Genomic DNA, 23750 nt, shown 5'->3' on the forward strand with positions numbered 1-23750 from the left:
CGAGAACAGAAAAACCCTCGCTCACATCAGCTTAAAACACAAGGCGAGATCACAAAATTTTGATGGTGATTTCAGTTAGTAATGACTTTAAGGCTTGGCTTGCTGGTTGTTCCGTAAATGTCTTTTTTATCAGAAGAAATAGCGCAAGCCCCACAACAAACAACTAAAAGGGAATAGCCCTCAAAAACTCAGTCTCACATCTTTAGTTCTGCAAGTTAAAGCAGCGAATTTAGGGTAGCTTCTTACATATAGGCATTGTTAAATCTCCACAAAGCAACTTAATCAGCCAGCCGTTGCCTGCCAAAAATTGTTGTAGTTAGGCACATTCACCACAAATCCATCAAACTTAGCTAAAATAAATCGCAGGCTTGATAACAATATTGATCTGATTGCTTGCGTCCTTTTTCCCAGAAAGGGTAAAGTGCTACCCGCAAGTATATTGGTCAATAATCTTGCAACTCGGTCAACTAGGTAAAGCATCTAAGGAACAAGGTCAATGCTGGACAACATTAATCCAACTACTACACAGGCTTGGAAAGCGTTACAAGCACATTTCGAAACACAAAAAGAGGTTCAACTTAGCGAGCTATTCGCCGCTGATTCAGACCGCTTCAACCGTTTCTCTGTATCGTTTAACGAGCAAATCTTGCTAGATTACTCAAAAAACTTCATCACCGAAGACACCATGCAACAATTGCTTGCCCTAGCCAAAGAAACCAAGCTAGACAGCGCAATTAAAGCCATGTTCTCGGGCGAGAAAATCAACCAAACTGAAGGTCGCGCCGTATTGCACACCGCACTACGTAACCGCAGCAATACCCCAGTAATGGTAGACGGCGAAGACGTAATGCCGGGTGTAAACGCAGTGCTAGAGAAGATGAAAGGCTTCTGCGCAAAAATTCACTCTGGCGAGTGGAAAGGTTACACCGGTAAATCAATTATCAGCATTGTAAACATTGGTATTGGTGGTTCTGATCTTGGCCCAGTAATGATTACCGAAGCGCTAGGTGCCTACAAACTAGAGCACATTACTACGCACTTTGTATCAAACGTAGACGGCACTCACATTGCTGAAACACTTAAGCAAGTAGACCCAGAAACCACATTGTTCTTGGTAGCCTCTAAAACCTTTACTACCCAAGAAACCATGACTAACGCACACAGCGCACGTGATTGGTTCTTAGCAGCCGCCAGCGACGAAGCACATGTAGCGAAGCACTTCGCCGCGCTATCTACCAACGGTAAAGCCGTAGCAGAGTTTGGTATTGATACCGACAACATGTTTGAATTTTGGGATTGGGTAGGCGGTCGTTACTCTTCTTGGTCGGCAATTGGCCTTTCAGTAGCGCTAACGGTTGGTTTCGATAACTTCATCGAGTTGTTAGATGGCGCACACGCCATGGACAAACACTTTGCAGAAACCGAATTAGAGCAAAACTTGCCGGTTATCTTGGCTTTGCTAGGTATTTGGTACAACAACTTCTACGGTGCAGAAAGCGTATCTATTTTACCTTACGACCAATACATGCACCGTTTTGCTGCTTACTTCCAGCAAGGCGACATGGAGTCTAACGGTAAAAATGTAGACCGCAACGGCAACCCTGTAGACTACCAAACTGGCCCAATTATTTGGGGCGAACCGGGTACCAACGGCCAGCACGCGTTCTACCAGCTAATTCACCAAGGTACTAAACTGATCCCTTGTGACTTTATTGCACCAGCGCAAACCTACAACCCCTTGTCTGATCACCACTCGAAGCTAATGTCTAACTTCTTCGCCCAAACTGAAGCCTTAGCTTTTGGTAAGTCGCGCGAAACCGTAGAAGCAGAGTTAGTAGCAGCCGGTAAATCAGCCGCCGAAGTAGCTGAGCTAGCACCGTTTAAAGTATTCACCGGTAACAAACCAACCAACTCAATCTTGGTTAAGAAAATTACCCCGTACTCTTTAGGTGCCATGGTAGCAATGTACGAACACAAAATCTTTGTACAAGGCATAATCTGGAACATTTTCAGCTTCGACCAATGGGGCGTAGAATTAGGTAAGCAGCTAGCTAACCAAATTTTACCAGAGCTAAAAGACGGCGAATCAGTAGATAGCCACGACAGCTCAACCAATGGTTTAATTAACGCCTTTAAAGCCTGGAAATAACCCTCCGCTTTATGTAACGCGTTAAATGCAAAAAGCTGGCCTAGGCCAGCTTTTTTTTCTGCTCAATACGAATGGCATAGATCTTGTTTTATTTGTCTTTTGCATGAATTTTACCATGCTGTATTTTGTCTAGTTCTTTCCAAACTATAATCAACTTCTTTTTAGTCTCGTTTTCTTGATAGCTATCTCGTCTAATTGACCACTTTAGAACTAACCAATTGAAGTTACAGTAATAAGACGCATTGCTTTGTTGGAGTTTGCTAATATACATGCGGAAATAGATACCGAGATCAAGAATCATAGATTTATGGGCTTTGTATAAAAACTCTTCATCGAAAATACGATGCTGCATAGCTAGCGCCGCTCTTTCCCATTTATTTAACACATATCGAATAGCCGCAGATACTTCATCGGACTGTTTATGTCCGTAAGCTTTGTAAGTGTCATCAGCATAGTGTTCTATTTTCAATTTGCCTCGCTCTCGAATTGCCTTTTTAACTAAATTTAATGAATCTGAATATTTTGAGTCAGAGGCGAGAGAGTCTTGAAAACTAAGAGTGTTACTCTCCCTTGCAGTTTGGCGTTGATACTTAACTCCAATCATTGCTGCAGTTAGTGCAATTGTTGCCGATGTTATGATGGCACCGGCAGAGTAAAAACTACTCCCTAGATATCTAGATATACAAAAACCAGCTAACAAGACCGAGCTAAATACAACTAATATCCAAAAATAACTCTGTGGTTTATCCATAGAGAGCTAACCTGTTATTGATAAAAACAAAAAAAGAGAGCATATAATGCTCTCTTTTTAAAAAAATTCATTAGGCGTTATGGCTTAAAAGCCCCAATCTTCTTCTCTATACATAATATCTAATCCTAAATTCCGTTTTTATTGAAACTCGTTCCGTATACAAAAATAGAATGCGCTTGGGTCATTTCTGCGCCTTTATGGTACCAATATAGACTGTGACGTCAGCATATGCAAACACCGAGATCAAAGTAATTATCTAATACCAGCCCTTTTGAGGGGCATAATTATAGCACTAAACATTCAGTTGTTAGCCCTTAATTAACTCATTCATTAGCGTTTTATTCTGCCACTGTATCTTATGTCATACACAATTGCTGGGGATAAAAGGGACAGAATTACTTTATTTTGCTCAAATCTCTCCTGTAATTAAGCTCTTGCTTGGCGCACCGTCTCACCCGCTTGTATCTCGCGAATCACCTTAGCCGGATTGCCTCCCACCAATACGCTCGAAGGCACATCTTTAGTCACTACCGCGCCAGCAGCGATGACTGAGCCATTGCCAACTGTTACCCCAGCTAGTATCACTGCATGACCGCCGATCCATACATCGTCACCAATGGTGATTGGCGCTGGGTAGTCGATCACCTCTCGCTCGCCTTGTTGATTAATGTAGGTTTTGCGTAGCTCTGGGTCTAAAGCGTGATTAATCGAGAACAAACTGACATTGGGCGCAATCATCACCCGATCACCAATAGTAATTTTGCCGGAATTTACCAAGGTGAAGTTGGTATTAATAAATACATCGTCGCCAATAAACACCGTATCGCCATAATCCACTGTGAGTGGTGGGCATACCTCGATGTTTTTACCTACTTCAACAAATAGCTCACGCACCAAGGTTTCGCGCAATTCGGCTTCATCTGGTGCAGTTTGGTTAAAGCGATGGGTAATAAGCCGCGTGGCGAGGCGGCGATCTGCTAAGTCTTTGTCCCAACGATTAAAGCTTAACCCTGCGATCATCCGTTCAAATTGTGTTGTCACTTGTTGCTCCAGCCAGCTCGATGTATTTAACCACTGTGCAAGCAAAATGAGGGCTTGTCTATTAGGCTGGCAACATAAACCACTATTCACAAATATCAGAGCAAAGAAAGTAATAAGCCAGCGCTTAAATTGGCTAAGCAGCTAGCGTTTATGCTAAGTTGCCCAGCAGAAATAGCAGCCAAAGAGTGCTTAGTAGTGACGCGCCAGCAGCGGCAAGGACAAGGTTTTTTACTCACCGCCAATAGTTACGATCGTCAAGGCCGAGCCTGTATTCAATTGTGGCTGGCCAGCGACAATGGGCCAATCCGCCTAGAGGTAAATAACCAGCAGCCGGTATTTTTTGTATTAAGCGCAGAACTACCACAAGTACAAGACGTGCTAGGGAATGCACTGGCGAAACATCAGCAGCTTGAGCTAAACACCTTTCAGCATCAAGCCATCAGCGCCTGTTACTTCGCCAGCATAGACGAGCACTACAACGCAGCCCAGCAACTTAGACAGGCCGGTTTACACTGTTTTGAAAGCGACATAAAACTGCATGAGCGCTTTCTTACCGAGCGTTTTTGCTATGGCAGTATGGCCTTTGCTGGCGAGCAAAGCACTAATCCGCAATATCCGGCAGTGCAACAGGCCAAAATCAAAACTGTCCAATATACGCCTACGCTGTCAGTATTATCGCTAGACATAGAATGCAGCGAAAAAGGCCAGCTATATTCGATTGGTTTATACAGCGATAACTACCAACGAGTATTGATGATCGGCCCCGAGCAAGCCGCCGATATGCCCATCACTTGGCTAGCCAACGAATATGCTCTGCTAAAGCAGCTAGAACTTGAATTTCAAAGCATTGACCCGGACATCATAATTGGTTGGAATGTCATCAATTTTGATTTTAGATTGCTGGTAAAACGCGCTGCCTTACATGGCTTAAAACTGGCGATTGGCCGTGAGCAAGGGGCAGCCCGTTGGCGCGAGCGCAGCGATAATGAACATACTGGCTTTATTAGTATTCCTGGGCGCGTGGTGGTGGACGGTATCGATTCACTAAAGTCGGCTACTTACCAATTTGATAGTTTTAGCCTAGAGAATGTTGCTCGGCAGCTATTAAATCGTGGCAAGTTAGTGGATGAAGTACACGACCGTATGGCCGAAATTAACCACAACTTCGCCCATAACAAGCCGCAATTAGCAGCTTACAACCTCGAAGACTGCAAACTGGTATTAGATATTTTTAAACACACCCAGATTTTGGAATATTTGTGTTTGCGCAGCCAGCTCACCGGCTTGATGTTAGACCGAAGCGGTGGCTCGGTGGCCGCCTTTACCAATGTGTATTTGCCGAAGCTGCACCGCGCCGGTTATGTCGCGCCTAATTTAACCCGCGACTTTGTGGCCGATAGCCCCGGCGGCTATGTAATGAACTCTAAACCGGGTTTATACAAAAATGTGTTGGTATTGGATTTTAAGAGCCTGTATCCCTCTATCATTCGTACTTTTAAAATTGACCCATTAGGGCTTATTGAAGGCCTAGCTGAGCCAGAGAAGGCCGTTGAGGGCTTTAGAGGGGGATTATTTAGCCGTGACAAACACTTCTTACCAGATATTATTAATCAGCTGTGGTTACAGCGCGATCAAGCCAAAGCCGATAAAGACAGTGCCCGCTCGCAAGCGATTAAAATTTTAATGAACAGTTTTTATGGAGTGCTGGGATCGACCGGTTGCCGTTTTCACGATCCGCGCTTAGCCAGCTCAATTACCATGCGCGGCCACCAGCTGATGCAAGAAACCGCAGATTGGATCGTCAAGCAAGGTCATGAAGTAATTTACGGCGATACCGATTCTACCTTTGTGTGGCTAAACCAAGAGGTGAATCCAGAGCAAGCCAAACAGATTGGCCAGCAACTGGCGGAGGGCATAAATCAATATTGGCAGCAAAAATTGGCCAATGAGATGCAACTAGACAGCCATTTGGAAATTGAGTTTGAAACCCATTTTTCGCGATTCTTAATGCCCACCATTCGTGGCTCGGAAACTGGTAGCAAGAAACGCTACGCCGGTTTAACTTCGCAAAACCAAATGGTAATTAAAGGCCTAGAAACGGTGCGTTCTGATTGGACCGAAATGGCTAAGATATTTCAAACGGGCCTGTTAGAGCGTTTGTTTGCAGACCAAGATCCGCGACAGTTTGTATTAGATACTGTGGAACAGCTAATGGCGGGAGATTTCGATCAGCAGCTCATTTACCGAAAACGACTACGCCGCAAGCTAGCCGAATATGTAAAAAATGTACCGCCTCAAGTACGAGCAGCGCGCCTAGCCGATGAACATAACAAAGCCTTAGGCAAAGCACTGCAATATCAAAACAAGGGTAGCATTGCTTATTGGATGACCATAAATGGCCCCGAACCCATTACTAACCGTATTAACCAAATTGATTATCAGCACTACTTAGATAAACAATTGCAGCCAATTGCCGATGGAATTTTGCCTTTTATTAACTTAGATTTTGAGCAAATCACCAGCGCTCAATTAGGCTTGTTTTAAATCGCTTGTTTTTACTCGTGCGATATTGCCTGCATTGACTTCCATGGTGCAACTTACCATCAGCAATAAGGTAACCGATGCTAGTATCGTTCGCAGCAGCATGGTCCTTTGATAGAGCGCTTTATTTAGTTTCTGAGTATTCACAGTAATATTGTTCCGTTTGCTTATCACTTAACTATTCACTGCGATAACAGTGAGCAAATATTCGTTCTCATTCACATCAGTAGTGCCGCTCACTTCGATGAACCTAACAACCTTGCTAGTTCCATGGTTAAGTGGCGTAAGTTAACCCAGCAATGCGCTGAATTCAGGCCGATATTATGAATATGAACAAGTAACAAAAACTGACTAATTACGAATACAACAAGAATTTGTTATCTCAGCATAAAAATCCAACCTGAGTCACTTTTATCAAACAAATATCCGTAAGCTATTAAAAAAGTGAAACTTTCCGTTAATACTGCTCTCAAATCATTTGATAGCAAATAAACAAACATTCACAAGGACGGAGGCAAAGAGGAACAGAACATGGCGTTTTTATCGATTGGTGTGCGGGTTTTATTATTGGTGTTGATGTTGGGTAGCGTGTTTAGCTATTCACACGCTTCCCACCCATCTTGGGCTAAGCATTGCCCAGCCCTTATTACAGATAAAGCTGCTTAGCAGACATCCTCAATACGTTTTTCTATTTGCGGGTTAGCCACAAATATCATTACCGAGCGCGCCGCGACTTTAACCGAACCGGTTTCGAGCATAGGTGCCGTTTTAAAGTCATACACATCTTCTGGCGATTTTGCGGAAGTATTTACCAGCATAAACCAATGCCCTTCAATGCTTGGAACTTCAAACTCTAACTCTTCCCAGTAGGAGTTAAACACCATATACATGCGATCTTTGCTATATGGGTCTAACATGGTCATGGCAACAGAGTGACTATTCTCAGACCAATCTGGTTGACCTTGTTTTACCCCATGCCACTCAATATTGGCATCGTGAATCACATCTGACAGGCTTAAGTGAATTTTCTCTTCCAGCACATCGTCGTAACGGCGCAGCTTAATCAGCTCTTGCACAAAACGCAGTAGCTCTGGATTTTTGTCCACTAGGGTCCAATCAAACCATGAGGTTTCGTTATCTTGGCAATAGGCATTGTTATTACCACCTTGAGTACGCTTAACTTCGTCGCCCATGGTAATCATTGGTGTACCTAGCGACAGCAGCAAGGTAACAAAGAAGTTCTTCATTTGCTGTTCGCGCAAGTCATTCACTTTAGGGTTTAAGGTTGGCCCTTCTACACCATAGTTATAACTAATGTTGTGGTTGTCACCATCACGATTGTTTTCGCCATTTTCAAGATTGTGTTTATCGTTGTAGCTGACTAAATCATTGAGGGTGAAACCATCGTGAGCGGTCACCAAGTTAACTGAGCGCTGTGGCGAGTGGTTATCTTTGTAGTAAATGTCTGGGCTGCCTAATAAACGCGAAGCAAATTTACCCACTACGCCGGAGTCACTGCGGAAGAACGAACGTACGTCGTCTCGGAATTTACCATTCCACTCGTTCCAACGGTCGCCAACAAACTCACCGACTTGATACAGACCTGCGGCATCCCACGCTTCGGCAATAATTTTAGTGCCGGCGAGCGAAGGATCTGAATCGATTGACCATAGCAATGGCGGCTCTTTCATTACATGACCTTTAGAGTCACGCGCCAGTACCGAGGCTAAATCGAAACGGAAGCCGTCTACATGCATTTCGTTAACCCAAAAACGCAGTGCGTCTCGAATCATCCGGCGCATTACTGAGTGGTTAGCATTACAAGTATTGCCGCAGCCAGAATAATTGCTATACCAACGTTTCTCATTCTCTAGCATGTAGTAGGTGTCGTTTTGCAAACCCTTCATGCTTAAGGTAGGTCCGTCGTGGCCACCTTCTGCGGTGTGGTTAAATACCACATCCAAAATCACCTCAATGCCGGCTTTATGTAGCTCACGCACCATGGTTCTAAATTCGTTAAAGGCGCCACAAACACTTTTATCTGAGCTGTAAGCGTTATGCGGCGAGAAGAAGTTAATTGGGCTGTAGCCCCAATAGTTATTCTTTCCTAGTGGTGCATCTTGTAAATCAAACTGCTGCACTGGCATCAGTTCAATGGCGGTAACTCCAAGCTCTTTAAGATAAGGGATTTTTTCAATTACCCCGGCATAAGTACCCCGTTTATGCTCTGGCACCCCCGAAGATGGATGCTTAGTAAAACCCGCTACGTGCAATTCGTAAATCACCGTATCTTGCAGCGAGCGCTTAATAGGATGCGTGCCTTGCCAGTCAAAGCCACGCGAATCTACCACTGCGCCTTTAATACACTGGTTGGTATTAACGTGACCATGGCGTGCAGCCACTTGGCGTAGGTAGTTATCGGGGAAATGAGTAATTTTAGCGTAGGGGTCGAGCAGGACTTTACTTGGGTCAAAACGCAAACCGCGCTCTGGCTCCCAAGGGCCGTCTATTTGATAACCGTATAAGGTGCCTACTTCTAGATCTTCGACAAAGATATGCCAATAGTGATCTGTACGATTTAAGTTTGCATCTAAAGAGATTTCGGCAAAAGGTTTACGAGAGTTCACTTCTTTAAATAAAAAAAGCCTTACTCCCGTAGCACTTTTAGAGAAAATACTAAAATTTACGCCCTTACCTTGGTAAGTCGCGCCGAGTGGAAATGACACACCCGCTTGAGTTTTTAAGGTCATATACTGTGCTGTCTTATTTTATGCTGAATAACTGAGATGGAGAACCTATTCGTTGGCTCTTTGAATATAGTCTATCAGTATCAGACGATTACACAGTAAATATATTAAGGCTTAATGACTAAAGTTTGGCCGAAATTGAGTGCGAACGTCCGCTAGCTTGTCGCTTTCTGCGGCAATGTTGCGACCCCATTTGGTCTAGCTCACTCAACTCATCAGGCAGCATTAAAGAAAGCAATTGCTCAAGTTTATCTTGATCGGCAACGACATTAGCAATGGTTTGGCTGGTTTTGGTTCTGAACATGGTTTACCCCTTAAATTTGATACCTATTAAGGGGTATGCAGCTACAGTGCCAAGGCAACATTAAAGTTTTAAAAACCTTATTATTCAGATAGTTGCTGTCTAGCTTTGATCGGATTTGCGTACATTGCGTACAACTGAGATCGAACCTCTGCACTAACATCGCGAGACTTCGCCTCAAAATAGCGCTTAGCGTTAGCCAATTCGTTAGCAGGAATACCTTCAGGAATCGCATCACCCAGGGCTATCCAGTTGGTAGGCATCAATTGGTAATTACCAATAATCGCTTTATCTAAGGCTTCGGCCACTTCTTTGGCTGACTCATATTCACCACTTAGCGGCTCAGCAAAGTGCACATGTACCTGGCCTTTTTGACCCACAATGCCTCGCGAAATACTGTAAATGTCTTCATGCTCTTGTTTTTGATATTCGCCATGCTCATTTTGCTCTACCAATTCATTGGCTTTGGCTAAGTCGCAAGGGTCAAACTCATAGGAAATAGACACAGGCACAATGTTTAACTGGCTAATGTATTCAGCAAAGCTTTGCTCTTTAGGTTTATTCAGCGCTAGCATAGAAATAAGTGCCGAGTTGGTAATATCTAAACCGTCTTTAGCGCGGCCTTCACGCTGAGCAATCCAAATGTGGTCACCAGTTTTATTCAAAGTATGTTGAATGTATGCAGATAACTCTTTTAGGTTCGCCAATTTCTCTCGTTTAGCACTGGCCGAACGTTTAACAATAAAGCTACGGTTTAAACGCATCATATCCGCCACCCAAGGTTTGGTTAGCAGATTGTCACCAATCGCAATTTGCACGGTGTCTTGGCCGTTGTTATGCAAAATGTAGTTTACAAAGGCGGGATCTAAAGCAATGTCGCGGTGGTTAGAAATAAACAAATGCGGTTTGCTTAAATCGAGGTGGTCTAAACCGCTAGAGCTTAATTGCGAGGTAGTTGTTTTCACCATGTGAGCCATGTAACGCTCTACCATTACCTGGAAGTCGTAAACTTTGGTCACATTTCTTACTTTAAACTTAAGCACTTGGCGCAAGGCAAATGAAGTTAGCGCTAAAAAGGCTCCACGGGCGCGTGGAAAGCGAAACTTAATCAGTGTAGAGGTAAATTCAGGGTCATTAATTAGACGTTTAAGCGTGCTTTTTACTTCAGAATCTTGGTAAGGGCGAATACTGTCAAACTGAGACATAACTTCTCTCGCAATTTAGGAAGGCGCAATTTACCGTTTTCCGCTCTTAAAAACAACAATAGCGATTAAAAAATGAACAGTTAATGGTAGTTTTTCATGCTAAAGCTGGATTCTTTCGCTAAAGCAGCTAGCCAAGTATACTGAGCGCAAGACCTTAAAGCCTGATGTTAATGGAACAACAACGCCAACAATTGCTTGATGCCCCCATCACGCCTCTTATCATTAAAAAAGCCAGCCCCAGTTTTGTGGGCATTTTTGCGATCATTTTCTTTAACCTTGTTGATACCTTTTTTGTGGCTATGTTAGGCACCGATCAACTCGCGGGTGTGTCTTTCACCTTTCCTATTACCTTTGCGATAACCAGTATTGCCATGGGTTTAGGCATTGGCTTGTCGTCTCACGTTGGCAGGCTATTGGGTGCTCAGCAGCAACAGCAAGCTGCTCGCTTAACCAGCCACGGATTACTACTCAGTTTATTGCTAATAATACTCATCGCCAGCTTAGGCTATGTAAGCATATTTCCCCTTTTTAGTAATTTGGGCGCTGAATTACCGGTAATGCCTTATATCGAGCAATATATGCAGATTTGGTACTTGTCGGTGCCCTTGCTGGTGGTTCCCATGGTGGGAAATGCCGCTATTCGCGCCAGTGGTGACAGCAAAACCCCCAGTATGGTGATGTTGGTAGCGGGCATTGTGAATGGCGTACTCGATCCCATTCTAATTTTTGGTTGGAGGCCGATTCCCGCAATGGGCGTGCAAGGCGCAGCGCTAGCCACGGCAATTGCTTGGGCACTGACCTTCTTAGTGGCGTTTTACTTACTAAAATTTAAACTTAAATTACTGCGCTTTGAATTATGCTCGTGGCAACAATTGCTTAGTTCTTGGCAAAAGCTGTTAAGCATTGCGCTACCCGCAGTGTTTTCACAACTACTCACACCAATAGCAACTACCGTTACTTTAGTAATACTGGCCAGTGCAGGCACCGCGACAGTGGCGGCTTATGGTTTTGCAACTAGGGTTGAGGCCTTATTGTTTATTGGAGTAATGGCCATCAATTCAGTGATCCCTATGTTAGTGGGGCAAAATGTAGGCGCAGGCCAAGCGGCGCGTGCACAATATATTGTGCATCATGCTATTCGCTTGGCGGTTGTTTGGCAGCTACTACTGGCAGTACTAATGTACTTACTGGCCCCAGTTATTAGCCAAAGCTTAAACCATGATGCAGAGGTGGCAGAGCTGAGCCAATACTATTTGCAACTGGTGCCATTTTGTTACGGCATGATGGCAGTACCTTTGTTATTGGCACAAACTCTTAATGCGCTGGCTAAACCCTTGCTGGCGATGGCCATTAACTTAATTCGCTTATTTGGTTTTATGTTACCGGCTATCTACTTAGGTGCGCTAATGGGAAGCAGTAAATTGATTTTCTTGGCAATTATTATTGCCCATACCCTAGCGGGTTTAAGCAGTTTACTGGTGCTTAGCTATTTAATGAAGCAAGCAAATTGGTGGGGCACTAAGCAATAAAAAAAGGGCGATACCGAAGTATCGCCCTTTTTTAGTAGTCATATCGCTCAAATCCGTGAACGGGTAATTGCTCCCTGCAATCCTTTTTGACTTTTTCACACCAATCCTTAGTGTTTCCTCTTCCCAATTCCTTTGGGCTATCCTTTAGCCGTCTATGGCATAAGCATTCATCCTAAACGCTTGCTCTCTCCATCCTGGAGGTGTCCTTTACTTCATCCTGAAGCTGTTTGGTACTTTGCTTTCTAGCACGCCTGTGCTGACATCCTTAACTCATCTACCTTGATAAGTCTGCTCATCCTGAGCCTTGCTTCCTTTGTACCTTGGCATCTTGCCCTGACTCTTCCTAAGCCTTGGCTCGTCCTGATGGTTAGTACTTTACCGCTTTGACTGACGAATCCCAGTAGCCCCAAAGTTTATTTTTACTTTTTCTCGTTCAAGAAAAGCCCATAAAACACCAAGTGACTGAAAAATAAAAAATATTTTAAATATCGAAAGTAAAGACAGTGATATTTCTGAGCTTAGGTCGGGCAGATCTCTCACACCAAGGCTAGCGAATAAAGTAAAGCTGATACTGGCTTATAAAAGATAAAAAGTTACCAGCACCTATGCAAACCAACTAAAAAACTATTTGAACAATAAATGGCCTAGGAAAGCAGTAGAGGGGAAGTGAAATATTTAGCCTTAAGCAAAGAAAAAGGCGATACCGAAGTATCGCCTTTAAAGTAGTCATATCGCTCTATTTCCCTGAACGTTAATTGCTCCCTGCAATCCTTTTTGACTTTTTTACACTAATCCTTAGCGTTTCCTCTTCCCAATTCCTTTGGGCTTTCCTTTAGCCTTCTATGGCATAAGCATTCATCCTAAACGCTTGCTCGCTCCGTCCTGGAGGTGTCCTGATACTTCATCCTGAAGCTGTTGGTATTTCGCCCTCTAGCACTCCTGTGCTGACATCCTAAACTCATCTACCTTGATAAGCCGCTCATCCTGAGCCTTGCGTCCTATATACCTTGGCGTCCTGCCTAATTCTTCCTGAATCCTTGCTCTTCCTGATGGTTAGTACTTTACCGTAGTCACTATAAAAGCCTAGCCACCCCAAAATAAAAAACACCAAACAAAACTATTACTTAAGGGGTAAAAAAAGCTAAGTATTTGAAATATAAATACAAGCTAGATTACTTGCTGACAAACAAAAGGATTTATCCCGATAATAGAATGGTCGATCTCTCACACAGCTAAAGGAGGATCACCAGACAAGTATCTAACAGAAACAAACTAATAAGTGATTAAAACCACCAAATAGACAAAAATGCAGTTTAATAATCCACTTGACAAGATTAAGCAGATCTAAAGAGGTACAAAATAATAACTAACAGCACAAACAAAAAACCCAGCACTTGGCTGGGTCTTAGAAAAAGGTCGGGGCGACACTTACGTGTCGCCCCTAGTAGTCATATCGCTCAAATCCGTGAACGGGTAGTTGCTCCCTGCAATCCTTTTTGACTGTGTTACTACGTCCTGTAGTTATCCTTTTCTCAAATCCTTTGAGCTGTCCTTTAGCCTTCTATGGCATAACCGGTCTTCCATACCAGTTGCACGTCTCCTTCCTAGGAGGTGTCCCTTTACTACATCCTGTAGTTGTCCTTTTTAGCTCCTGCTACGTTTCTCTTCCTGATAAACGTCAGTGCCTCCGTGCACAAACAACTATACGGAAACTAATTTTTAGAAAAAGCCGATAAACAAAAAAACTTTCACTTTTTTACTTACAAGAACTGACAAAAACACTAAACCATTGTTTTTTATAATTAATTGTTTTCAAACTTTGTAAGCTTTGCTGCTGTTAACGCACAAGCTTGTGAGAGATATCGCACACAGCTTGTAGTTAATAAGTAATTACTGACGGTTTTTGGCAAGCTTAGGCAGCGATAAATGATAACGAATAGCCACTAAACGAATGATAAGCGCGGTAAAAATGCAGGCGCTGGTGGCAAGTGTGGCGGAAAACTCTAAAAATAATGCCGCCACCCAGACCAAACCGCCAACAATACAAGCAGTGGCGTACACTTCTCTTTGTAATACTAAGGGAACTTGATTAGCCAGCACGTCACGGATCATTCCTCCACCACAAGCAGTAATAACCCCCATGGTAACCGCCACAATCATTGGCGCGCCATATTGCAGGGCTTTTTCTGCACCAATCGCCATGAATACCGCCATTCCAATAGCATCGGCCACTGGTAGTAACCAACGAGGCGGTGTTGGAAAGTTATTGAGTAATAATACCGAGCTTAAGCTGGCAATGAGAATAACCCAAAGGTACAAGCCATTTTCAACCCAAAATACTGGGCTGGCACCTAACGCCATATCCCGAATGGTGCCTCCGCCAATGGCGGTAACGCAGGCTAAAACTAAAGCACCAAATAAATCCATTTTTCTGCGGCTAGCAACGAGTACCCCAGAGATAGCAAATACTGCAGTGCCAAAAAGGTCGAGACTAAATAGGATGGTGTTGCCCAAAATGGATTCCTCAAAAAATTCGGCTGCAATTAGACAACAAGTCATGCTAACAATATAGGATGCAGATCAAACAAAGCCGAACCCTGGCAAGCTCGGCTTATACCCTATGGCGATGGGCTTAATCGTAAATGGTAGGTATCGCTTGGCGTTTATGCTGCGTACGCTGATAAATGGCGATCAGCTTCTGTTCTACTTCAGCCTCTACCGCTCTACCTTCTAAAAAGTCATCAATTTGATCGTATGTTACACCTAGCGCCACTTCGTCTGGCAATTGTGGGCGGTCTTCTTCTAAATCTGCAGTGGGCGCTTTGCCAATCAGCGGCTCTGGTGCCCCTAAGTAAGCCGCCACCTGACGAACTTGGCGTTTATTCAAACCAAAGATAGGCGCAATATCACAGGCTCCGTCACCATGTTTTGTATAAAAACCGGTAAGATTCTCTGCCGAATGATCGGTACCAATCACCAAGCCACCCGTAAGACCGGCAATTTCGTACTGTGCCACCATTCGCATTCTGGCTTTTACATTGCCCTTGGCAAAATCTACCGCTGCTTGGTTTGGCATCGTTAAACCTGCAGCGAGTAAGCTTTCACTGGCACTTTGGTGTAAACCCTCGGTGCCGGCTTTAATGTTGGTAGTAACAATGTGAGAAGGTTTGATAAAGCTTAAAGCAAGCTGCGCATCGGCTTCGTCTTTTTGCTCACCAAAAGGCAAACGCATAGCGATAAAGCGATAATCTTGGCTATTAGTGTCTTTATTTAACTGTTCAACCGCTAGTTGAGCCAAACGTCCTGTGGTAGTTGAATCTACACCACCACTGATCCCGAGTATTAAGGTTTTTACTTTTGCTTGTTGTAAACGCTCTTTAATAAACTCGATTCGGCGTTTCACTTCGTATTCTGGATCGATTTCTGGCAGTACTTTCATTTCTGCCAAGATTGCTTGTTTCATCTTCTTCCCCACACGAATAATATCCCTAAAGGGCAATGTACTTGAGAGATAAAAAAAAACCAAGAGACAAGCCGATTTACATATAATTAAAACAGTAACAGCGGATTTAAACAGACATCTCACTCTTTTTAAGGATAAGCAACATGTTAAGACGCACTAAAATTGTCACCACCTTAGGCCCCGCCACCGACAAAGACGATGTACTTGAGCAGTTAATTTTAAATGGCGCAAACATGGTGCGGCTAAACTTTTCCCACGGCACCGCTGAAGACCATTTAGCCCGCGCCAAACAAGTTCGCGAAATAGCGGCTAAACATAAAGTTCATGTGGCTATATTGGGTGACCTACAAGGTCCAAAAATTCGGGTATCTACCTTTAAAGATGGCAAAGTAAACCTTAACTTAGGTGACCAGTTTGTATTAGACAGTGAGCTAGGCAAAGGCCTGGGTGATGAAAAGCAAGTTGGCCTAGATTACAAACATCTACCAAACGACGTAGAGCCCGGTGATACCTTGTTACTTGATGATGGTCGTATCCAACTAAAAGTAACAGGTGTACAAAATAGTCAGGTAACTACTGAAGTAACCATTGGTGGCATTTTGTCTAACAACAAAGGCATTAACAAACTGGGTGGAGGCTTATCTGCTGCGGCACTTACCGACAAAGACAAAGCCGATATTCTAACCGCTGCAAAAATTGAAGTTGATTACTTAGCCGTTTCCTTCCCCAATAGTGGCGAAGACATGCACTATGCAAGACGTCTTACTCAACAAGCTGGCTTGGCCACAAAGCTCGTAGCCAAAGTAGAGCGCGCAGAAACCGTTGCAACAGAAGAAGCAATGATCGACATTATTAAAGCCTCAGACGCAGTAATGGTAGCGCGTGGCGATTTAGGTGTTGAGATTGGTGATGCAGAGCTCGTTGGCGTTCAAAAAACCTTAATTCGTTTAACCCGCAAATATAATCGAGCAGTGATTACCGCCACGCAAATGATGGAATCGATGATTAGCGCACCCATGCCAACCCGCGCTGAAGTCATGGATGTGGCCAACGCGGTACTCGACGGTACCGACGCGGTAATGCTTTCAGGTGAAACGGCCGCTGGCGAATACCCTATTGAAACCGTACAAGCCATGGCAACCGTATGTTTAGGCGCAGAAAAGCAACGCAGCATAAACGTTTCTAAATACCGAATTAACGAGGTGTTTGAAAGCATTTCTGAAACAGTAGCCATGAGCACCATGTTTGCTGCTAACCACATGAAGGGCATGAAAGCGATTATCGCCTTAACTGAATCTGGCAGCACACCGCTACTGATGTCGCGTTTAAGTAGTGGTTTACCGATTTTCTCTTTATCACGCCATGCCAAAACGCTCAGCCGCTGTGCGCTTTATCGCGGGGTTTACCCAATTCATTTTGATGAAAGCAGCGAAGATATTATTTCGGTTTCACACACCGCGATAGCTTTGCTAAAAGAGCAGGGTTATTTAAATAAAGGGGATTTAGTCATACTGACTCACGGTGATGTGTTTGATCAAACCGGCCATACCAACACCAGTAAAATTCTGAAAGTAAGCTAAAGGTATTGGCTTAACTTGCTCGGACTCACCGGGCAAGTTAATGCTGACGTAGCAAAGTGGGTCCGCGTGCACCTTCAACCGGGCGATTAACCGACAACTTACGACCTTTCTTTATACCGGTTTGAAAATCAGGAGTTAACTGGCCCATTGAAGCTTTAATTTTAGCTTTAAAGGTTTCGCGATCTAACTTCTCAAACATTTCATCTAAGTAGTCATCCATATGCTCGTTGCGGCCATCGGTAACTAAGTCAGGCAGTTTTTCTAGCGCACCTTCTAACCATCCGGCAGTAAACGAGGCAACTCTGCGAGCAAGTGTTACGTTGTCGGTACCCGAACCAGCAAAACTATTACGGAACGACCCTACTTGCTGGTTCATTTCTCGGTAAACGATATCAAAAGCAAAAGCGGCAAATACTGCGCGTTCAGCTAAACCTACAAACTCAGCGCGTTTTAAGCCTTTGTGATTAATTAATACCGCTTCAACACCAAAGCGGCCATTAATACCGCGAATAATACGCAGGATGTTTTCACCAACATTGGCAGGCAGTAAGGTTTGGGTAGAGGTTTTGCCCATTTGAATCAGCTCAATATCGGCTTGATCTAAACCGTGTTTAAGCATTAAACGGTGGGCCATACGAATAGCTTGGGCGGCCTCATGTACATTTGAGGAGTTACCCAATTCTAAACACTTGGCAATTTTTTCTAGGGCACGTTGACGACTCACGAAACGGCTATAACCTCTGCTCAAAAATGAAGCGCTATTTTACTTATTTTAGCCAAATTTTCCAGCTATTCACGCAGCAAGATAGCAGACCAAAACAAAAGGGCTTGGTAACAATCACCAAGCCCCTCGTCTAATCCCTTAAAAAGGAACGATAAGTACTATTTTTCGATTTGAGCAGCCTCTGCGGTGGCAGGGTAAAAATGCACATCGCGCTGCGGGAATGGAATAGAAATACCATCGTTGTCGAAGCGCATTTTAACTTCTCGAGTAATATCCCAGTACACATCCCAGTAATCGTCGGTTTTAACCCAAGGGCGCACAATAAAATCTACCGATGATTCGTTAAGTACGTGTAACTTCACCATTGGTTCTGGCTCTGGTAGCACCATTGGGTGTTTATCTAACAGCTCTTTAAGTACCGCTTCTGTTTTTTCAATATCGTCGGAGTAACCAATACCAAAAACTAAATCTACACGGCGTAACTTTTGAGCCGTCACGTTTTTAATCACGTCCCCCCAAATTTTACTGTTAGGTATTACTAAGGTTTGGTTATCAATGGTTAAAATGGTGGTAGAAACAAGGTTCATGCTTTTTACCTTACCAAATACACCACCACCGACTTCAACCATGTCACCTACATCGTAAGGGCGATAGATTAAAATCATCAATCCAGCGGCAAAGTTACCAAGAGTATCTTGCAAAGCAAAACCGATAATGAAACCGGCCACACCTAAACCCGCCAAGATAGGAGCCAGCGAGATGCCCACCTGGGCTAGCGCGAACAAGATACCTATAATAATCACAATCCGCGCTACTGACGAAATGATCATGTCTTTCATTAAAGATGATAAGTTCAGCTTTGATGAATCTAAACTCTTGGTCATTAACTTACGCACTAAGCGCGATAACGAACGGAACAAATAGTAAATAGCCACCAGCAAAATGAGTTTAAAGATCCACTCACCACCATGCTCTACAAAATACTCAGTTAAGCGGTCAACCCAACGTTTAGCAATGCCACCAAGAATATTCACATCCAATACGTCAGTAGTGATTTGCCCGCCTAGCTTAAGTAAGGTTTGCTGATAGAACGAAGCATCAAAACCCAACTGAGTGAGTAAATCTACAGTAAGTTTAAAACTAACCCCAGCAACAGCGAGCTGCTCGGTAACCACCGCTAATTGGTCTTTTAAACTTTGGTCTTCAGGGGTAATTTTAATTAGCTTGCCTAACTCTTCGCGCTTTTTACCCACTAAGCCCACCATGCCTGAGAACGACTCTGCACGCGTGTATAGGTGGTCAACGGTATATTGCTTCTCGCTGGCAACATCAAAGCCTAGCGCTTGCTGGTTAATAATTTGCTGAACCATGGCGGAATAAATTAAATCAGCACTTGATAGGTGTTCTATATAAAGCTGAAACGCTTTAATGCTATCTGCTTCTTCTTTGGCATAGTCTTCGTTAAATTGCTTTTGTTGCTTCTCAATACCGCTAACCAAATCTTGATTGTTTTGATTAATGATTTGCTCAACTTCAGCCAACACTTGCTTATCCGCTAGCCCTAGCGCATTTTGCTCGATCAAATATTGAGATAATTGATTTATGGTTTCAAAAGCATGCAAGTGTCGTTCTAACAAGCGATGTGAAATAGCGGCTTGTTCAATGGTAGAGACGGTATCTTGATTGGCTCTAATACGTTCAATCCGCTCTTGCTGGCGCTGATACTTATCCAGTAGTAGAGAAGCTTGATCGCTCCCTGATTCTTGAGCGTAAACCGTATGTACTGGGGATGCGAGCAGTGCAACACCCAAGACAATCGCACTCCAATAGCGCATTAGTTCCTTTAACATCTTCTTCTCCAGCAAATCTATTAGCTTCAAAGCCAAACCACAGTGTTAATTAAAACACTCAAACAAAGTACAACTGTAAGCTAATAATAGAGACTTGTTAGTATTTTACTATCAGATTTAAGCGCTTATACTAACAAATAGCTCACATTGATAGTGACTAAGGTAGAAGTAGCCTAATGAGAAGCTATTTCAAGCTCGTTACAAGGACAGTATATGAAAACCAAGCAGTGGCTTTGCCTCGCCGCGTTAACAACAATGATTAACGCCCCCGTGAATGCTGGTGAATGGGTGATAAAAGCCGGTGGTTTTTGGGCTCAAACCGATTCTTCTATGACCACAAAGACACTATTAGATAGAGATTTAACTCTTGATTTTGAAGATACTTTCAATCTAGAAGAAGAACAATTCCTTCCATTTGCCCAAATAGGTTACCAGTTTAACGACCGCCACCATGTTTTTGCTGACTGGAGAAGGCTACATCGCTCTGCGCAAACCAAAGCTGTAGGAGCTATAGAATCGCTTCCAAATTTTCCAGAATATGGCATTGCAGCAGGAGCAAGTATAAATACTCGAATGGATATAGATGTACTGCGTGCGGGCTATGGCTATTCTTTTTATAAAACCGAACGCGTGGAGATAGGCGGCTCACTGGGCTTACACGTAATGTTCATAGAAATGGGTTTTAGCGGAGAAATAGCGGGGTGTGTTGAAAAAAACGGCGAATTGATTTGTGAGAGTACCAGCACAAGTGGCGAGGTAGTAGATGAATCAATAACCGCTCCTTTACCGGATATAGGATTTTGGGCAAGTTATGAATTTGCTGATGATTGGACAATTGCAGCCCATTCAGAGGTATTTTACATAAGCCTTGATAATGTTAGTGGATACCTAACAGACCTCAACGCTACGATATCTTACGCCATTTCGCCAAACTGGGATGCTGAGATAGGTTATAACTATTACCAAGTAGGTGCAGATTGGGACGAAACCTCTCTTAAGTACAAATACCAAGGCCCTATGTTTAACGTGGCTTATAAGTTCTAAAAATCTGGCCACAAACCTTTAGTTTGTGGCCAAACTATTTATATCAGTGACGCAATACCGTATTGCTTACCGTAGTTCTCTACTACAAAGTCGATATCTTTATCGCCCCTGCCTGACAAGTTAATCAAAATTGTTCCTTTAGCACCTTGCTTGGCGAGGTTAATCGCATGAGCAACCGCATGGGCCGATTCAATAGCTGGAATAATGCCTTCTAGTCGTGACAACTCAAAAAAAGCATCTATCGCTTCTTTGTCGCTTACCACCCCATATTGCACGCGGCCGAGGTCTTTCAGGTAAGCATGTTGTGGGCCTACGGCTGGATAATCTAAACCGCTGGCTACCGAGTAAACTTTCTCTGGTTCACCCTGTTCATCTTTTAGCATATAGGAGTGAAATCCATGCATTGTGCCTGGTTCACCTTTAGTTAGGGTGGCAGCATGCTCGCCCACTTCATCTAAGCTTCGGCCTGCGGGTTCACAACCATGCATGGCCACGTTACTGTCTTCTAAAAAGGCGCTGAACAAGCCCATAGCATTTGAACCGCCGCCTACACAAGCCACCAAGTGGTCTGGCAGTTGGCCTTTCATATCTTGAAACTGCTGACGCGCTTCAATACCAATAATCGATTGAAAATCGCGAACCATCATTGGGAATGGGTGAGGACCAACCACCGAGCCTATAGCATATAACTGAGTATGCGGATCAGCCATATAAGCCTGGAAAGCACTATCTACCGCTTCTTTAAGGGTTTTTCGGCCATGAGTTGCAGGAATGACATTAGCGCCGAGGATACGCATTCTCACCACATTAGGGTGCTCTTTTGCAATATCCACTTCCCCCATGTGAATATCACACTCTAAGCCTAATAGCGCAGCCGCCGTAGCCAACGCTACACCATGTTGGCCAGCTCCAGTTTCAGCAATGACTTTAGTTTTTCCCATTTTCTTAGCGAGCAGTACTTCGCCCAAGCAATGGTTAATTTTATGAGCTCCAGTATGGTTTAGATCTTCTCGTTTAAGATAAATGTCACAACCATAGGTTTGAGAAAGGTGTTGAGCATGGAAAATAGGGCTAGGGCGGCCAACATAATCTTGATACAAACGGGTTAATTCAGCTACAAACTCAGGATCTTGACGAATCTCTTGGTACGCCTGATTAATATCGTTCATCACCGCTTGTAACTCTGGTGGAATAAAACTGCCACCATACTCACCAAAGTAACCTTCGCTATTTGGTAGCGTGTGCTCAAACTGTTTGTTCATGGTCTATCCCTACAGACAAAAGCCTAGTTATACCTAATAAAAGTAAGGATTTATGTGCGCTAGTTACAGCTTCAAAAGATTCAATTTTTTATAAAACGGTCCCTAAAACAAAAAAAGCGACCTTAGGTCGCTTTTTTAACAGAGTATTAATTAGTTAAGACTTTTTAACTGGTCGTTGCCAACCGCTAATATTACGCTGTTTGGTACGAGAAATAGCTAAGGTTTCTGGCTCTACATTGCTGGTAATAGTAGACCCAGCCCCTACCGTTGCGTTCTTACCCACGGTAACTGGCGCTACTAACTGAGTATCACTGCCAATGAATACGCCATCTTCAATAATGGTTTGAAACTTGTTTACACCATCATAGTTACAGGTAATCGTGCCGGCACCAATATTCACTTTTGCACCCACCGTAGTATCACCTAGGTAAGTTAAGTGCCCAGCTTTAGAGCCTTTGCCTAATGTTGATTTCTTCATTTCTACGAAGTTACCCACATGAGCATCTTGCTCTAATTTAGCGCCAGGGCGTAAGCGAGCAAATGGACCCGCTGAAGCATCAGCCGCTAAGCTCGCTTGCTCAATAATGCTGTTGGCTTTAATGGTTACGTTATCGCCAATCTCACAGTCGATTAAAATGGCATTCGCTTCGATAGTTACATTGTTACCAATGGTAACTTTACCTTTAATAATAACGTTGATGTCGATGAAACAATCGTTGCCAATACTTAACTCGCCACGTAAGTCAAAACGATTAGCATCGGCTAGGCTCACGCCATCTCGCAATAATTGCTCCGCTTGCCCTTTCTGGTAAGCGCGCTCTAAACCATTAAGTTGAACCCTGTCATTTACCCCTTGAACTTCAACAATAGAGTCTGGTTGAACCGCTTGTACCACGTTGCCTTCTTTCGTCGCCATTTCAATAATGTCGGTAACGTAATATTCACCCTGAGCATTATCGTTACTTAACTGAGCTAACCAACGGGTAAAGTCATTGCTGTTTGCCACTAGCACACCGGTATTTACTTCGGTAATAGCCAGTTGCTCTGGAGTGGCATCTTTATGCTCTACAATCGCTGCTACGCTGCCGTTTTCACGCACAATACGTCCATAACCAGTAGGATCAGCTTGGTCAACTGTTAGCAAGCCAATACCATTGTTAGGCAAAGCTTCGATCAAACGTTGAATAGTTTGCTCGCTAATTAGTGGCGTATCGCCATATAACATCACAACCGGCTGATTAGCAGCGAAGTGAGGGGCAGCTTGTTGCATCGCATGGCCCGTACCTAGTTGCTCAGCTTGTTCTACCCAGTTTAAACTTGGGTCTTGGATTTGCTGTTGAATTAAATCGCCGCCATGGCCGTAGATAAGGTGAATGGCATCTGGTTTCAGTTTTTTAGCGGTATCGATAACATGTTGCACCATTGGTTTGTCTGCTAATTTGTGCAGAACCTTAGGTAATGTTGAACGCATCCTTGTTCCTTTACCCGCAGCCAAAATCACGACACTAAAATTCATTTTGTTTCCTTTTTTACGGCTAATTTTTCCCAATTAACCAATCTGAT

At 43.6% G+C, this 23750-nt stretch carries 17 protein-coding genes; 6 read left to right on the forward strand and 11 right to left on the reverse strand.

Annotated elements, in window-relative coordinates; genetic code table 11:
• Window positions 1-496 precede the first annotated feature (496 nt).
• Window positions 497-2149, forward strand: a complete 1653-nt coding sequence (gene pgi / locus ACLD71_RS05400) for a glucose-6-phosphate isomerase (RefSeq protein WP_411993441.1) — start codon at window positions 497-499, stop codon at window positions 2147-2149.
• An 88-nt stretch (window positions 2150-2237) separates the two neighbouring features.
• Here the strand turns inward: pgi and ACLD71_RS05405 are convergent, their stop codons facing one another.
• Window positions 2238-2900 (reverse strand): DUF4760 domain-containing protein, encoded by a 663-nt coding sequence (locus tag ACLD71_RS05405; protein ID WP_411993443.1) that lies wholly within the window; start codon window positions 2898-2900, stop codon window positions 2238-2240.
• Between the two features lie 426 nt (window positions 2901-3326).
• On the reverse strand, window positions 3327-3920 hold the full coding sequence (locus tag ACLD71_RS05410) for a sugar O-acetyltransferase (RefSeq protein ID WP_411994833.1): 594 nt from the start codon (window positions 3918-3920) through the stop codon (window positions 3327-3329).
• A gap of 171 nt (window positions 3921-4091) precedes the next feature.
• Here ACLD71_RS05410 and ACLD71_RS05415 point away from each other — a divergent pair, with 171 nt between their 5' ends.
• Both ACLD71_RS05415 and ACLD71_RS05420 read left to right on the forward strand, forming a co-directional pair.
• Window positions 4092-6485 (forward strand): DNA polymerase II, encoded by a 2394-nt coding sequence (locus ACLD71_RS05415; protein ID WP_411993445.1) that lies wholly within the window; start codon window positions 4092-4094, stop codon window positions 6483-6485.
• A 528-nt stretch (window positions 6486-7013) separates the two neighbouring features.
• Complete coding sequence (locus tag ACLD71_RS05420) at window positions 7014-7148, forward strand: hypothetical protein (protein ID WP_255437875.1); 135 nt, start codon at window positions 7014-7016, stop codon at window positions 7146-7148.
• On the opposite strand, the gene glgX is transcribed toward ACLD71_RS05420, so the two are convergent.
• From glgX to ACLD71_RS05435, 3 genes are all read right to left on the reverse strand, one after another.
• On the reverse strand, window positions 7145-9232 hold the full coding sequence (glgX, locus tag ACLD71_RS05425; protein WP_137673510.1) for a glycogen debranching protein GlgX: 2088 nt from the start codon (window positions 9230-9232) through the stop codon (window positions 7145-7147). The genes ACLD71_RS05420 and glgX overlap by 4 nt on opposite strands.
• Before the next feature lie 118 nt (window positions 9233-9350).
• Entirely contained in the window at window positions 9351-9533 is a 183-nt protein-coding gene (locus ACLD71_RS05430; protein ID WP_303513183.1) for a hypothetical protein, read from the reverse strand.
• A gap of 80 nt (window positions 9534-9613) precedes the next feature.
• A complete protein-coding gene (locus ACLD71_RS05435; RefSeq protein ID WP_411993447.1) occupies window positions 9614-10735 on the reverse strand; it encodes a 1-acyl-sn-glycerol-3-phosphate acyltransferase in 1122 nt (373 codons plus the stop codon).
• Between the two features lie 170 nt (window positions 10736-10905).
• Between ACLD71_RS05435 and ACLD71_RS05440 the strand changes: the two genes are divergently transcribed.
• Window positions 10906-12264 carry an MATE family efflux transporter gene (locus ACLD71_RS05440; RefSeq protein ID WP_411993448.1) on the forward strand — a complete coding sequence of 453 codons (1359 nt, stop codon included), beginning with the start codon at window positions 10906-10908 and terminating at the stop codon, window positions 12262-12264.
• 1890 nt (window positions 12265-14154) lie between these two features.
• Here the strand turns inward: ACLD71_RS05440 and ACLD71_RS05445 are convergent.
• Window positions 14155-14823, reverse strand: a complete 669-nt coding sequence (locus ACLD71_RS05445) for a trimeric intracellular cation channel family protein (RefSeq protein ID WP_411993450.1) — start codon at window positions 14821-14823, stop codon at window positions 14155-14157.
• Window positions 14824-14896: 73 nt separating this feature from the next.
• Complete coding sequence (nadE, locus tag ACLD71_RS05450) at window positions 14897-15727, reverse strand: ammonia-dependent NAD(+) synthetase (RefSeq protein WP_411993452.1); 831 nt, start codon at window positions 15725-15727, stop codon at window positions 14897-14899.
• Window positions 15728-15870: 143 nt separating this feature from the next.
• Here nadE and pyk point away from each other — a divergent pair, with 143 nt between their 5' ends.
• Window positions 15871-17307 (forward strand): pyruvate kinase, encoded by a 1437-nt coding sequence (gene pyk, locus ACLD71_RS05455; protein WP_235836212.1) that lies wholly within the window; start codon window positions 15871-15873, stop codon window positions 17305-17307.
• Between the two features lie 37 nt (window positions 17308-17344).
• Here the strand turns inward: pyk and ACLD71_RS05460 are convergent, their stop codons facing one another.
• Window positions 17345-18031, reverse strand: coding sequence for a DUF2786 domain-containing protein (locus ACLD71_RS05460; RefSeq protein WP_137673517.1), 687 nt, complete (start codon window positions 18029-18031; stop codon window positions 17345-17347).
• 158 nt (window positions 18032-18189) lie between these two features.
• Window positions 18190-19881 (reverse strand): mechanosensitive ion channel family protein, encoded by a 1692-nt coding sequence (locus ACLD71_RS05465; RefSeq protein WP_411993454.1) that lies wholly within the window; start codon window positions 19879-19881, stop codon window positions 18190-18192.
• A 213-nt stretch (window positions 19882-20094) separates the two neighbouring features.
• Here ACLD71_RS05465 and ACLD71_RS05470 point away from each other — a divergent pair, with 213 nt between their 5' ends.
• Complete coding sequence (locus tag ACLD71_RS05470; RefSeq protein WP_411993456.1) at window positions 20095-20925, forward strand: hypothetical protein; 831 nt, start codon at window positions 20095-20097, stop codon at window positions 20923-20925.
• 38 nt (window positions 20926-20963) lie between these two features.
• Here ACLD71_RS05470 and trpB read toward each other — a convergent pair whose 3' ends face one another.
• Window positions 20964-22187: a tryptophan synthase subunit beta gene (gene trpB / locus ACLD71_RS05475; protein WP_411993457.1), complete on the reverse strand. Its 1224-nt coding sequence runs from the start codon at window positions 22185-22187 to the stop codon at window positions 20964-20966.
• Between the two features lie 154 nt (window positions 22188-22341).
• On the reverse strand, window positions 22342-23703 hold the full coding sequence (gene glmU, locus ACLD71_RS05480) for a bifunctional UDP-N-acetylglucosamine diphosphorylase/glucosamine-1-phosphate N-acetyltransferase GlmU (protein ID WP_303552695.1): 1362 nt from the start codon (window positions 23701-23703) through the stop codon (window positions 22342-22344).
• Window positions 23704-23750 lie beyond the last annotated feature (47 nt).

It is taken from the genome of Agarivorans sp. DSG3-1, assembly GCF_046774965.1.
Taxonomy (GTDB): Bacteria; Pseudomonadota; Gammaproteobacteria; order Enterobacterales; family Celerinatantimonadaceae; genus Agarivorans.